At 76.9% G+C, this 14,091-nt stretch carries 7 protein-coding genes; all 7 read right to left on the bottom strand.

All coding sequences use genetic code 11. The annotated features are described in order from the left end of the window. Window positions 1-536: 536 nt before the first annotated feature. The 7 genes from ACIO9K_RS37330 to ACIO9K_RS37300 all read right to left on the bottom strand — a co-directional run bounded on the left by ACIO9K_RS37330 (window position 537) and on the right by ACIO9K_RS37300 (window position 14,045). A complete protein-coding gene (locus tag ACIO9K_RS37330) occupies window positions 537-1,424 on the bottom strand; it encodes a hypothetical protein (RefSeq protein WP_363626019.1) in 888 nt (295 codons plus the stop codon). 121 nt (window positions 1,425-1,545) lie between these two features. Next, window positions 1,546-4,431: a condensation domain-containing protein gene (locus ACIO9K_RS37325; protein ID WP_400336343.1), complete on the bottom strand. Its 2,886-nt coding sequence runs from the start codon at window positions 4,429-4,431 to the stop codon at window positions 1,546-1,548. Then, the gene (locus tag ACIO9K_RS37320; protein WP_363626015.1) at window positions 4,428-6,245 is read right to left on the bottom strand and encodes a non-ribosomal peptide synthetase; all 1,818 of its coding nucleotides are present in this window, start codon (window positions 6,243-6,245) and stop codon (window positions 4,428-4,430) included. Before ACIO9K_RS37320 ends, ACIO9K_RS37325 begins: the two co-directional genes overlap by 4 nt. A gap of 74 nt (window positions 6,246-6,319) precedes the next feature. Continuing rightward, entirely contained in the window at window positions 6,320-8,110 is a 1,791-nt protein-coding gene (locus ACIO9K_RS37315) for an AMP-binding protein (protein ID WP_400336341.1), read from the bottom strand. 47 nt (window positions 8,111-8,157) lie between these two features. After that, complete coding sequence (locus tag ACIO9K_RS37310) at window positions 8,158-9,333, bottom strand: acyl-CoA dehydrogenase family protein (protein WP_363582759.1); 1,176 nt, start codon at window positions 9,331-9,333, stop codon at window positions 8,158-8,160. Next, entirely contained in the window at window positions 9,330-12,440 is a 3,111-nt protein-coding gene (locus ACIO9K_RS37305; RefSeq protein ID WP_400336339.1) for an amino acid adenylation domain-containing protein, read from the bottom strand. Before ACIO9K_RS37305 ends, ACIO9K_RS37310 begins: the two co-directional genes overlap by 4 nt. A 330-nt stretch (window positions 12,441-12,770) precedes the next feature. Further along, window positions 12,771-14,045 carry a non-ribosomal peptide synthetase gene (locus ACIO9K_RS37300; RefSeq protein WP_400336337.1) on the bottom strand — a complete coding sequence of 425 codons (1,275 nt, stop codon included), beginning with the start codon at window positions 14,043-14,045 and terminating at the stop codon, window positions 12,771-12,773. Window positions 14,046-14,091 lie beyond the last annotated feature (46 nt).

Here is a 14,091-nt window from a genome sequence, read left to right as displayed (position 1 = left end):
CCCGCCAACCGATCCGCCACCCGCCGACCGGTCTTACCCGTCCCACCCACCACCAGCACCACACCAGCACCGACCGGAAGATCCACAACACCCTTGGCAACCACAGCAGCCACCCCATTCGGAGAAGAAGTCGACGAAACCAGCGGACCCGGGCGGTTCTGCGAACCCCGCGCGTCCGTCCTCATGTCCACCAGTCAAATCCACTCCGGGCCGGCGAACCATAGCCTCCACACTCACATCCATGCGCGAGCGTCTACCGTCCCCCGGTGTGCCCCGCCCCGGGTCCTGTCCGGCCGGACAGGACCCGGGGCGGGTCTGCTTCGCCATCCACCAGAACACACCCAACCCGCCACGAACCACCCGCCTTGAGGCGGCCTCCAGTGGATCTCCAGCGCCGGCACACCGCCCCCACACCCCGGCCCGGGCCACCGCAAACGGAAGGGTGCGCGTCGGGTGGGGCGGGAGGCGGACCCGGAGTCCAGGCCGGACGCGCACCCGGGCGGGCAGGTGGCCGGCATCGGTGAGCCGTCGGCGGCTCAGGGCAGCAGCAGGCCCGGGACGAGGACCAGGCCGACCAGGCCCGCGACCAGGGTCGGCAGGCCGGTGACACCCATCCACACCAGGTGGCCGGCGAGCCCGCCCGGCGTGTCCGCCGACAGGCGGCCGGGCACCACCAGGACCGTGCGGGGCCGCGCCACGTCCTGCACGTCGGCGGCGCTGCACTCGTGCCGCTGCGCCGTGCCGAGCTGGTCGGTCACCCGGTAGGTGTACCGGAGCGTGCGCCGGGTGCTGCGGGAGTGTCCGTGGACGTCGTGCACCCTGTACTCCCCGAGGTAGGAGCCGGTGAACTCCGCCGGGCGGAGCTCGCCGAGTGCCTGCTGCTGGCGCCAGTACCGCAGCTGCCAGGGCAGGTTCGCCGCCCAGGCGGCGCTCACCCACCAGGCGGCGAAGCCGGCCCAGACGAACCCGGCCCGCACGGGGTGGCCGAGCAGAGCCAGGGCGACGGACTCGGTGAGGCAGCCGGCGAACAGCGCGAGGAGGCCGAGCTGCCAGCCGGCGGGCCGCAGCGGCCTGGGCCGCCGGAACGGTTCGACGCGGATCCGCGTCGGGTCGGCCGGAGCCTCGGCGAGCCGTTTCAGCCGTTGCGCGTTGATGGCGTCGGCGAACGCCTGGGCCTTGGCATCGGTCGTGCCCAGGCGGAACTCGGAGCGCTCGCCGCGCCCCGGCGGGTCGACCTCGACGCACAGGTCCCAGAGCACGCCCCGGCCGGGGACGGCGTGCACCCGGCGGATCCGGCCGTAGGGGATGTGGAAGGCCTCCGGTTCCTCCTGCCACACCAGCGCGGATCCGGTCATCCGCACCGAGCGCCGGCCGAACCAGGTGCGGAGTTCCCTCGGCGGTGCGAGTACTGCCTGCCCGGCCATCGCTGTTCTCGTGCTCCCCCGTGACGTGATCTCGGCCGCGTGATCATATAGCCGCGGCGGCCCCCCGAACGGCCGTGGCGGCCGGCCTCGGGCCGACCGCCACGACGCGGAGCGGTGCAGGTCAGCCGACCATCGCCGCCAGGACGGTGCGCCAGTCCTCGCCCGGCTCGGGGCTCAGCGGGGCGGCGAGGGTCTCGGCGCGGTAGTGCCAGGGGCGGCGGAGTTCGGGATCGGCGTCGGGGCGCAGGTCCAGCGGGCTGCCGGAGTCGAGCAGGCGCACGAGCTCGCCGGTGAAGTCCGCCCAGGAGACGTGCCCGTTGACGGCGTTGACGATCCGGCCGGCCGCCGGGTTTCCGTCGGCGACGCAGGCGGCGAGCGCGCGGGCCAGGGCGGCGGAGTGCACCCAGGCGGCGCCGTACCAGGTGGAGCGGTCGCCGGGGGAGGGGGCGGGCAGGGCGATCGGGCGGCCGGCCAGGGCGGCCTGGTAGAGGTCGCCGGTGGAGCCCCAGCGGAGCTGGTCGCGCAGGCGCTGGTGCGGGCCCCAGACGATCGGGGCGCGGACCACGGTGGCCGGGCCCCGGCCGGTGGCGGCCGCCTCGAACAGGATGCGCTCGCAGTCCAGCTTGGCCTGTCCGTAGGGGCTGACCGGTTCGCCGGTCGGGCCGCCTTCGGGGATGTCGGTGCCGGACGGGCGGCCGTAGGCGTCGATGCTGCTGACGAAGACGAACGGGCCGCCGCGCCAGCCCTCGACCAGGGCGCGCATCGCGGCGAGGTCGACGGCGTGCTCGGTGAAGGTGCAGGCGGCGTGGATGACGGCGTCGACACCCTCGACCGCGCGGCGCAGGCTGTCGAGGTCGGCGAGGTCGCCCTCGGCCAGTTCGGCGCCGTGCAGGGCGGGCAGGTGGGCGGACTCGGGCCGGACCAGGGCCCGGACCGGGCGGCCCTGGGCCATCAGTTCCTGGAGGACGGCCGCGCCGACACCGCCGGTGGCGCCGGTGAGCAGCACGGTGCCCGCGCGGGTGCGGGTGCCCGGGCGGGAGCCGGTGCGGGCGGGGGCGGCGCGGCGCTCGTCCTCGCGGGTGGCGAGCAGGGCGGCGAGGGCGCGCGGGGTGCGCTGCTCCAGCACGTCCAGGCCGGTGAGCGGCAGGCCGGTGCGGGTGCGCAGGCGTTCGGCGAGCTGGACGGCGACCAGGGAGTGGCCGCCGAGGGCGAAGAAGTCGCCGTCGGCGGGCGGAGTGGTGCCGAGCAGTTCGCCGAACGCCGTCCGGACGGTGTCGAGCGGGCCGGACCGCCCGGGGGTGGTCGGGGCCGCGCCGGGCAGCCGGCCGCGGTCCGGGGTTCCGTCGGCGTGCCGGGGCAGCCGGTCCAGCAGGGTGACGGCGGACGGCAGGTGGGCGGGGGCGAGGTGGCGGCGCAGTGCGGCGCGCAGTTCGACGCCGGTCGGGGCGACCGGGCCGCGCACCACGGCGTAGGCGAGCGGCGGGCCGTCGGCGGTCTCGACGACGGCCGCCTCGACCACCCGGGGGTCGGCCGACAGTGCGGCGAGGGCCGGGTGCCGGGCGGTGGCCAGGCGGGTGCCGGGGAGCGCGGAGAGGGGCTGGTCGGGGTCGGCGGCGACGGCGGCGAGCAGGTCCGCGAAGGCGGTGAGCAGTTGCTCGGCGGTGGTCTCGTCGAGGGCGTCCCGGTCGTGCTGGACCAGGCAGCGCGGCTGCGGGCCGTCCTCGACCAGCAGGGCGAGGCCGAACTTGGCCAGGCCCAGGTCGAGTTCGACGTCCTCGGCGGTGAGGCCGGGCAGCGTGAGCGGCTCGGCGGGGTGGACGAGGTCGCAGCTGACGGACAGCAGCGGGGTGCCGTCGGCGCCGCGGGCCGCCGCGCCGAGCCGCTCGACGATCAGGTCGAACGGGATCTCGTGGTGCTGCTGCGCGTCGAGCAGCGCGGTCCGGGCCCGTCCGAGCACCTCGGTGAAGGTGGGATCGCCGGCCAGGTCGGCGCGCACCGCGAGGGTGTTGACGCCGAGGCCGACGGTACGGCGCAGTTCGGGCCGCAGGCGCTGGCCGCTGGCGCAGCCGAGGGTGAGGTCGGCCTGGTCGGCGGCGGTGCGCAGGGTGGCGAAGGCGGCGGCCAGGACGACGGCGAACAGGGTGGCGCCGTGCCGGGCGCCGAGCCGGCGCAGGCCCTCCACGGTGGCGGGGGCGAGCGGGGCGGCGTGCAGGGTGGCCCGGCGCTCGCGCGCCCCGGGCGGGGTGGGCCGCAGCAGCGCCAGCGGGCGGGCGCCGGCCAGGTGTCGGGCGCGGGCGTCGGCGGCGCTGGTGAGTTCGGCGTCGCGGGTGCGCTCCTCGCGGGCGTACTCGGCGTACGACGGTCCGGGCGGCGGGAGTTGGGGCGCCACGCCGTCGCGGGCGGCGGCGTAGAGGGCGGCCAGGTCGGCGGCGAGGACGGGCAGCGAGCCGCCGTCGACGGCGATGTGGTGGATGTTCAGGAGCAGGGTGTGGTCCTGCGGGCCGTGCCGCAGCAGCAGGGCGCGCAGGACCGGACCGGTGGCGAGGTCGAAGGGGCGGGCGGCCTCGGCGGCGAGCAGGGCGGGGGCGTTGTTCCCGGCGCCGTTCTCCCAGGTGGCGTCCACCGTGCGCAGCGGCACCGGGGTGACCGGGTCGGTCTGCTGGTGGGGCTGGTCGCCCTGGCGGCCGTAGCGGGTGCGCAGGACGGCGTGGCGCTCGGTGAGGCCGGTGAGGGCGGTGGCGAGGGCGGCGGGGTCGAGCGGTCCGCGCAGGCGGGTGGCGAGCGGGACGTTGTAGAGGGCACCGCCCTGGCCGAGGTGGTCCATCAGCCACATCCGCTGCTGGGCGTGCGAGAGCGGGGCGGGGCCGGCCGGGCCGTCGCCCTGGCCGGTCGGCGCGCTCTGCGGGGCCGCCGGGCGCCCGCCCGCGGCGGGGCGGTTGCGGCGGGCGCGGCGCAGCAGGTCGGCCTGGTCGGCGGTCTGGTCGACGGCCGGGTGCTCGGCGGTCATCGGGTGGCTCCTTGCGGGGTGTCGTCGTGCGCGGCGCGCAGGGCTCGTTCGAGCAGGTCGGCCTGGCCGGCGACGGTGGGGTGGCCGAGGAAGTCGGCGAGCGAGAGTTCGACGCCGAGGTCCTCGCGGAGGTCGTCGACGACCCACATGGCGAGCAGCGAGTGGCCGCCCTCGGCGAGGAAGTCGGCGGCCGGGTCGGTGATCGGGCGTTCCAGGGCGCGGGTCCAGGCGGTGGCGACGGCCTGCTGGATCGGGGTGAGGGCGGCGGCGGTGCCGGGTCCGTCGGCGGCCGTCTCGTCGGCGGCGGCGAGGGCGCGGCGGTCGATCTTGCCGGTGCCGGTCAGCGGCAGGGCCGCGAGTACGGTCCAGGCGGTGGGCACCAGGTGGGCCGGCAGCCGGTCGGCGAGCCGGGCGCGGAGGGTCTCGACGGCCGGTCGGCTGCCGTCGGCGAGGACCAGGCAGGCGGTGAGCGCGGCGTCGGTGTGGCCGGGCCGTCGGACCACGACGGCCGCCTCGGCGACCTCGGGGAACTGCAGCAGCGCGTGCTCGACCTCGCCGGGTTCGATCCGGAAGCCGCGGACCTTCACCTGGTCGTCGGTTCGGCCGTGGAACTCCAGCGCGCCGTCGGGGCGTTGGCGGACGAGGTCGCCGCTGCGGTAGGCGCGGCCGGTGCCGGGCAGGTCGCGGAAGCGCTCGGCGGTCAGCTCCGGCCGGTCCAGGTAGCCCTGGGCGAGCCGGTCGCCGGCGATCCACAGTTCGCCGACGGTGCCGGGCGGCACCGGGGCGAGCTCCTGGTCGAGGACGAGGGTGCGGGCGCCGCCGAAGGGCCGGCCGATCGGGACCGGGCCGGTGGTGCAGTCGGCCGGGGTGATCCGGTGCAGGGTGGTGAAGGTGGTGGCCTCGGTCGGCCCGTAGACGTTGAAGAGTTCGAGCCAGGGGAAGGCGCGCAGCACCGCCCCCGCGTACTCGGGCGACAGGGCTTCGCCGCCGACGGCCAGGGTGCGCAGCACGCCGAAGATCCGGGACTGCCGGGCGGCCAGGTGGTGGAACAGGGCGGTGGTGATGAACACGGTGGTGACGCCGAACCGCTCGATGTCGCGGACGAGTTCCTCGGCGGTGGGCCGGTCGGACGGCGAGACGGCGACGGCGGCGCCGCGCGCCAGCGGGGCCCACAGTTCGAAGGTGGAGGCGTCGAAGCTGATCGTGGAGTGGAACAGGACCCGGTCGCGGGGGCCGAGCGTGAACGCGTCCTGGGCGGTGACCAGGTCGGCGACGGCGCTGTGCGGGACGATGACGCCCTTGGGCCGGCCGGTGGAGCCCGAGGTGTAGAAGAGCAGGGCGGGCGCGGCCGGGTCGGCGGCGTCGGGGGCGGCCGCACCGATGGCGTCGGGGCCGTTCCCGGCCGGGGCGGCGGGCTCGGCCAGGACGAGGGTCGAGGTCAGCGCGAGGGTCTGCTCCTCGGCGAGTCCGGCCTCGGCGAGCAGCGTCTTGTCCCCGAGGACGAGCCGGACTCCGGCGTCCCCGGTCATCTCGGCGATGCGCTGGCGCGGGTAGGCCGGGTCGATCGGGACGACGTGGGCGCCGGTCCGCCAGATCGCGAGCTGGGCGACGACCAGGCGGGTGGAACGGGCGCAGAGCAGGCCGACGGCGCTGCCGGGGCCGATCCCCCGGGCGGTCAGGGTCGCGGCCAGCCGGGCCGAGGAGTCGATGAGTTGACGGTACGTCAGAACGGTGGAGCCATCGGTCACGGCGAGGGCGTCGGGGCGCTCCTGGGCGTGCCGGGCGATCAGGTCCGGGAGGGTCGCGGTGGGCATGGTGGGTCCCTTCCGGGCGCCCCGGCCGCGAACGGCCGGGGCGCCCTGCGCAGGTCGTACGGGCGGGCGGGCGGTCAGACGGCGGCGGCGGTCGGCTGCCGCTCCGCCACCAGCCGGGCGACGGCCCGCAGGTCGGGCTGGCGCAGCACCAGGGGCGCGCGCAGCCGCACCCCGCACTCCTCCTCCAGGGCCTCCAGCAGCCGTGCGGCGGCGAGCGAGTTGCCGCCCGAGGCGAGGAAGTTGTCGCCGGGCCCGAGGTCCGCGCGGCCGAGCAGGTCGCGGCACAGGCGCAGCACGGTGCGCTCGGTGGGCGTGGCGCCCTCCTCCGTCGCGACCGGCTCGTCCGCCGTCGGGGCGAGGAGCAGGGCGGCGCGGTCGACCTTGCCGTTGGCGTCCAGCGGGAAGGTGTCGACCAGGCGGACGGCCGACGGGACGGCCTGCTCGGGCAGCCACGGCCGGACCGCCGCCAGCAGCTCGTCGGCGTCGGCCGCCGAGGACCCCTCGGCGGTCCGGACGAATGCGAGCAGCCGGACGCCGCCGGTGGGCGCCGGGGCCGCGGCCACCACGGCCCGGCGCACCCGCGGGTCGCGCTCGAACGCGGCCTCGACCTCGGCGGGTTCGACCCGGACGCCGCTGACCTTGACCTGGTCGTCGAGCCGGCCGTGGAACTCCAGCACGCCGTCGGCGCGCATCACCACCCGGTCGCCGCTGCGGTAGACCCGGTCGATGCCGTCCACGCCGGGCGGCACGCCGACGAAGCGCCGGGCGGTCAGCTCGGGGTCGAGGTAGCCGGCGGCCAGGCCCCGGCCGCCGATGCGCAGTTCGCCGGCCTGGCCGCGCGGCACCGGCCGGCCCTCCTCGTCGGTGACCAGGACGACCGCGCCCGGGACGGGCAGCCCGATCGGCGGTGCGCCGGCGCCGTGGTCGAGGCCGGGCGCCATGGTGTGCACGGTGGTGGTGACGGTGGCCTCGGCGGGACCGTAGGCGTTGTGGACGGTCGCGGTGACGTCCGGGCCGGGGGCGCGGCGCAGCCGGTCGCCGCCGATGGTGAGGTGGCGCAGTGCCAGCCCGTCCGGCCACGCGCGCGCCAGGATCGGTTCGGCGAGCGGGGTGGGCAGGATGCTGACGGTGACGCCGGCCTCGCGCCACCAGTCGGTGAGCGCGCCCGGGTCCCAGCGGACGGCCTCGGGGGCGAGGGTGAGCGCGGCGCCGGAGGTGAGGGTGGCCCACAGCTCCAGGACGTGCGGGTCGAAGGACACGCCGATCAGCAGGCTGTGCCGCTCGCCGGGGCCGAGGCCGGTCAGCTCGCGGTACCAGTGGAGCAGCGCGCCGAGGGCGGGTTCGCCGACGGCGACGGCCTTGGGGGTGCCGGTCGAGCCGGAGGTGAGCACCGCGTAGTGGGTGCCGGCGGGCACGTGGACCTGCTCGCCGGGGACGAACGCGGCGACCACGTCGCCGGTCGGGTCCAGGTCGAGCGCCAACTGCTCGCCGCCATGGGACAGTCGGGCCGGGTCGCCGACCAGGCAGGCGGGCCGCAGCTGCTCGGCGACGGCCTGGAGCCGGCGCTCGCCGGGGCGCGGGCCGAGCGGCAGGTGGACGGCGCCGAGCTTGGCGGTGGCGAGGGTGACGGCGGCCAGGGCGGCGGAGTGGCCGAGGCAGACGCCGACCAGGTCGCCGGGGCGGATCCGGTCGCGCAGCGCCGCGGCCACCGTGTCGGCGAGGCGGTCGAGTTCGGCGTAGCTGTAGGTGCGGGCGCCGTCGATCAGGGCGGGCGCGTCCGGGGTCCGGTGCACCCAGGTGGCGAACAGGTCGAGGACCGCGCCGTCCTGGTGCGGGCGACCGTATTCGATGCTCAGGGTTTCCATCATCGTCTCCAGGTGGTTCAGGCCGTTGACAGGCCGTTGACGGACTGTCAGTTCAGGCCCATGGAGCGGGCGATGATCACCTTCTGGACCTCGGAGGTCCCCTCGATGATCGTGGTCATCCGCACGTAGCGGTACAGGAACTCCAGCGGGTGGCCGCGCACCCAGCCGGTGGCGCCGTGCACCTGGAGCGAGCGGTCCACCGCGCGCACGGCGGTCTCGGAGGCGGTGAGCTTGGCGAGCGCCGCGTTCTCCGGCGCCTCGGTGCCGTCGTCGACCAGCCGGGCGCAGGCGAGGGTGAGCAGCTTGGAGCACTCCACCTCGGCCCGGGTGGCCACCAGGTGCTCCTGGACGTGCTGGTACTCGCCGATGACCTTGCCGAAGGCGCGCCGCTCGCGGGCGTACTCGACGCCCATGCGCAGCGCGTACTCGGCGATGCCGTTGCACATCGCGGCGACGACCAGGCGGCCCCGGGAGAGGCTGTCCATGGCGAGGGCGGTGGCCGCGCCGACGCCCTCCTCGCCGCCGATCACGGCGTCGGTGGAGACGGTGACCTGGTCGAGCAGCAGCTCGAACAGCGGTTCGCCGGACATCCCCTCGTAGCGCTGGCCGATCCGCAGGCCGGGCTGGTCGATCGGGAGGACGAAGGCGGTGGCGCCGGCGGTGGGCCCGGCTCCCTCGCCGAGGTCGGTGGCGGTGACGACGAGCACCAGACCGGCCCGGTCGGCGTTGCTGACGAAGGTCTTGCGGCCGTTCAGCACCCAGCCGTCGGCGGTGCGCACGGCGGTGGTGGTGAGGCGGAACGCGTCGGAGCCGGCGTGCGGCTCGGTGAGGGCGAGGCAGCGGGTCTGCTCGCCGCGCACCAGCGGCACGAGGTGGCGCTCGATCTGCTCGGGGGTGCCGTGCCGCAGCAGCGGGCTGGGGCCGTCGGAGCCGGCCAGGGCGTACGGCGCGAGCGGGCAGCCGCTGCGCCCGGCGGCGTGGTGCAGCAGGACGACGGCGGTGAACGGCATGTCGGCGCCGCCGAGTTCCTCGGGGTAGTCGCCGGCGTAGAAGCCGAGCGCGGCGGAACGCTTGCGGACGTAGGCGCGCAGTTCGGCGGGCACCTCGTCGGCGGTCTCGGGCAGTTCGGCGGCCAGCGGGACGAGCTCGCGGCGGACGAAGCTCTCGAACGCGTCGACGAGTTCGCGGTGGCCGTCTTCGAGGACGGCGGAGGGGGCGGTCATGCGCGGTCTGCCTTTCCGGGGTGCTGGCCGGTGAGCGCGCTGGCCTGGTCGGCCAGGACGGCGTGGCGGAACAGGGTGCGCAGCGGCGGGCGGCTGCCGAGGTGCGGCTCCAGCCAGGCGGCGAGCTGGGCGGCGAGCAGCGAGTGGCCGCCGACCTCGAAGAAGTGGGACTCGGCGGTGAAGCGGTCGTGGCCGAGCACCTCGCGCCAGGCGGCGGCGATCAGTTCCTGGCCGGGGTCGGCGAAGGCGCTCTCGGCGGCCGGGGCGGCCTCCTGGGCGGGGGCCTCGTCGGCGAGCCGGGCGAGGGCGGCGCGGTCGGGCTTGCCGCCGGGCAGGGTGGGCATCGTCTCGACGGCCGTCCAGGTCGCGGGGACGAGCCCGCCGGGCAGCCGCTGGGCGAGCGCCGCGTGCAGGGCGGCCTGGTCGGGGCGGTCGGCGCCCTCCAGGAAGCCGATCAGGCGCGGGCCGGCCTGCGGGTCGGTGTGCAGCACCACCGCGCAGGAGCGCCCGCCGAGTTCGGCGGAGGCCGCGGCCTCGATCTCCTCCAGTTCGATCCGGTGGCCGCGGAGCTTGACCTGGTTGTCGGCGCGGCCGAGGAAGCACAGCCGGCCGCGCAGGTCGCGGTAGCCGCGGTCGCCGGTGCGGTAGACGCGCTCGCCGCCGAGGGCGGGCACGGTGACGAAGCGGGCCGCGGTCGGCTCCGGCAGGCCGAGGTAGCCATCGGCCAACAGGTCTCCGCTGACGGCGAGTTCGCCGACACAGCCGGCCGGGAGCGGGCGCAGCGCCTCGTCCAGGACGTGCAGGCGCACGCCGTCCAGTTCGGCGCCGAGCGGGATCTCGCCGTCCTCGGCCACGTCGGCGGCGGTGACCTCGTACACGGTGGAGGTGACGGTGGCCTCGGTGACGCCGTAGGCGTTCAGCACGGTGGTCGCCTCGGTCAGGCCGGCCAGCGCGCGGGCGGGCAGGCGCTCTCCGCCGAGGACGAGCAGCCGGGGCGCCCAGCGGCCGTCGCGCAGCGCCTCGCGCAGGTCCTCGCGGACGGCGAGCAGGTAGCTGGTCGGCAGGTTGGCGACGGTGACGCCGCGGGCGGCGAGCACGGCGACGAGCTCGGGCCCGGTGGGCACCTCGCGCTGCGGCACGACCAGGGCGGCGCCGGCGGCCAGCGCGGGCAGCACCTCCTCCAGCGCCACGTCGAAGGACGGGCGGGCGAACAGCAGCACCCGGTCGGCGGGGGTCAGTTCGTAGCGGGCGGCGATCGCGGCGACGTACCCGGCGAGCGCGTCGCGGCCGACCAGGACGGGCTTGGGCACGCCGGTGGAGCCGGAGGTGTGGATCAGGTAGGCGGCGCCGTCCAGCACGGCGGCGGGCTCGGCCTTGGGGAAGGCCGGGCCGTCCAGCAGCGCGGGGGTGACACCCTCGGCGGGCAGGGCGAGCGCGCTCTGCCGGGTGGCCAGCACCAGGGCCGGGGCCAGCCGGTCCAGCAGCAGGCCGAGCCGGGCGGCCGGGTCCTCGGCGGACAGCGGCGCGTACACGGCGCCGTACCGCAGGCAGGCGAGCAGGGCGACGACGCTGTCCACGCCGCGCGGCAGCACGGCGGCGACCGGCTGGCCGGGGGTGACGCCGGCGGCGCGCAGGCGTTCGGCCAGCTGGGTGACGCGGCGGTCGAGCTCGCCGTAGCTGAGGCGCTCGGTGCCGGCGATCATCGCGATGGCCGTGGGGTCGTGGGCGGCGGCCGGGTCGAGACCGGCCCGGGCGACGGCGGTGGCGGGTTCGGCGGCCGGGGCGGGGTCGAGCGCGGCGAGCGCGGCCTCGGGCCGGTCGAGGTAGCAGCGCAGCAGCTGGAGCAGGCGGTCGGCCAGCAGGGTGGCCTCGGCCTCGCCGAACAGGTCGGCGTCGTAGTCCCAGACCAGGGTCATCCCGGCGCCGCCGTGCTTCTCGCCGACCACCCGGCGGTCGTCGGGCAGCAGCACCAGGTCGAGGTCGAAGCGGGTGGTGCCGGTGTTGAAGCCCTCGTACAGCGAGACTTCGAGACCGGGCGCCTGGACGTCCGGCAGCGCGGCGTCGTGCGCGCTGAACATCACGTTGAACAGCGGGTTGTCGGCACCGCCGGTGTGCAGGCCGAGCCGGCGGGTCAGCTCCTGGACCGGCAGGTCCTGGTACGGCAGCGCGCGCAGCAGGACGTCGGTCACCTCGTCGACGGCCTCGGTGCCGGGGGCGGCCGGGTCCAGCCGCAGGTGCAGCGGCACGGTGTTCACGAACATGCCGACGGTGCCCTCGAAGCCCTCCGGGCGGTTGCCGACGGCGGTGCCGACGACGAGTTCGCGGTGCCCGGAGTGCCGGCGCAGCAGTTCGGCGAAGAGCGTGAGCAGGGTGCTGAACGGGGTGTGCCCGTCCTCCTTGCTGCGGGTGCGCAGCCGCTCGGCGAGGTCGGCGCCGATCGCCTGGCGCATCTGGCCGCCGCGGTGGCGGCGCACCGCGCCGGGGTTGGCCAGCCCGGGCAGGGTGACCTCGCGCGGGGCGTCGGTCAGCTCCCGCAGCCAGAAGGCGAGCGCGCGCTCGCGGGCGTCCGGGTCGACGGCCGTGCGGGCGTGCTGCTCGTACGAGGGCGCCTCGGGCAGCTGGTAGGGCTCGCCGAGGACGTGGGCGCGGTAGACGGTGAACAGGTCGCGCAGCAGGATCGCGAAGGAGTGGCCGTCGTGGACGAGGTGGTGCTCGACGTGGATCAGCCGGTGGTGGTCCGTGCCGAGGCGCACCAGGTGCCAGCGCAGCACCGGCGCCTTCTCGGTGTCCACCGGCTCCTCGGCCTCGGCGGCCAGCAGCTCGCGGAAGGCGGCGTCCGGGTCGGCCTCGGCGGCGAAGTCGCTGCGGCGCAGCGTCGGTTCGCAGTGCTCGGCGACCCGCTGGCCGGGCAGGCCCTCCGGGCGGGCGACCAGTTCCAGGCGCAGGCCCGGGTGGTGTGCGAGGACGGCGGCCAGTCCGGCGTGCAGCGCGTCCTCGTCGAGGGTGCCCCAGAGGTCGAGCACGGCGGTGAAGTTGTACGCACGACTGCCGGGCAGCATCTGCTCGTGCAGCCAGACGATCTCCTGCGAGGAGGAGAGCGCAAACATCGGTGACTCCCTTGTGTGGTGGGCGTGTTGGCCCTGTGGTGGCGGGGCGGGCGTGGATGGCCCGGCCCTGGTTCCGGGCACGCCGGGGTGGTGGCGCGGCCCGGCGGTCGGTGTGGGGGCTCGGTGGCGGCTTCGGTCCGGGGCGGGTCAGGCGTCCGGGGCGGGCGTCCTGATGCGGACGTCCGGTGCAGGTCCGGTACGGCTTCGGGTCGGGTCCAGGGCGGGTCCGGGGCGGCGTCGGGTCGGGTGCGGATCAGACGTCCGGAGCGGGCGTGCGGATCAGGCGTCCGACGCGAGGCCAGGCCGGGGGCGGGGTCAGGCCGGGGCGGGTCAGGCCGCCCGCAGGTGGCGGCGCAACGTGGCGAGCAGGTCGTCGAAGGCGGCGGTGGCGGCGTCCTCAGGGAACCGCTCGCGGTCCCAGGCGAGGCGCACCAGCAGGTCGTCGCCGTGCGAGGCGGCGACCGCGAACGGCGCGGCGAGCGGCCGCCCGGCCAGGTGGGTCTCCCGGCCGGGCACGCCGCCGAACACCAGCGGCGGGCGGCGGTGCAGGTCCTCCAGGGTGAGCATGCCGTCCAGGGCGCCCGTCCACGGGGCGCCGGCGGTGCGGGCGGCCCGGACCACCTCGTCGAACGGGGTGTCGGCGTGGTCGAGGTCGTCCCACCAGGCGTCGGCGAGGTCCTCCAGGGCGGCGGCCGCGCCGGGTGCGGCGGGGTGCACCAGGGTGTTGAGGAAACAGCCGAGCGCGGCGGGCGCGCCCGGCGGGCGGCCGCCCCACGGGTAGCCGAGGGCGAGCTGCCCGTCGGTCCGGTGCAGCCGGTGGGCCGCGGTCGCGGTGGCGTCCAGCAGGGCGGGGAAGACGGCGGTGCGGGCGGCCCCCTCGGCGGCGGGCAGCCGGTGGCTGAGCATGCCGGTGGAGCCGGCCGCTCCCCCGCCCGTCCCGGTGACGCCGCCGAGCCTGCGGCCCCAGTGGGCCTGTGCGGCGGGGCCGCCGGCGGCGTCCTCGGCGGCCAGTTGCCGTTCGACGGCCTCCCGGTAGGCCGCCAGGGCGTCCTGGTCGGGGGCGGCGACGGCCTCCTGGGCGTGGTCGTCCCGGGCGTAGGCGTCGGTGAGGTCGGCGGTGAGGATGCCGAGCGACTGCTCGTCGCAGGCGGCGTGGTCCACCGCGAGGGCGAGCAGTTCCTCCCCGCCGTCCGGCTCCCGGGCCACCAGCAGGCGCAGCGCGGGCCCGTCGGCGGGCCAGTCCAGCAGGGCCTCGCGCAGGGCGGAGCGGGCGGTGCCGCCGGGCGGGACGGCGATCCGGGCGGCCTCGGCCGAGGGGGCGCCGACCCGCAGGACGGGCGTGCCGCGCACCGTCCCGAAGCCGCCGCACAGCGCCGGGTGCCGGGCGGCGGTGGCGACGGCGGCGCGGGCCAGCCGGGGCAGGTCGAGGGTGCCGCCCGGGTAGGCGTGGAACAGCGGGACGACGTCGGGCCGGCCCTGCGGCGCGAGCCTGCGGGTGATCAGGAAGCGCCGCTGGGCGCCAGTGAGCGGGAGCAGGTCCATCGGGGAGTCGGCGGCGGCGGAACGGTACCGGGCGAGGTAGGCGGCGGTGATGCTGGCGTGCACGGAACGGTCTCCGGTTTCCGGTTTCGGTTCGGTTCGGACGTCAGGC

Source organism: Kitasatospora sp. NPDC087271 (genome assembly GCF_044744605.1).
GTDB lineage: Bacteria > Actinomycetota > Actinomycetes > Streptomycetales > Streptomycetaceae > Kitasatospora.
The sequence above is the reverse complement of the archived record's forward strand: the minus strand, read 5'-3'. Positions and strand labels throughout refer to the sequence as shown.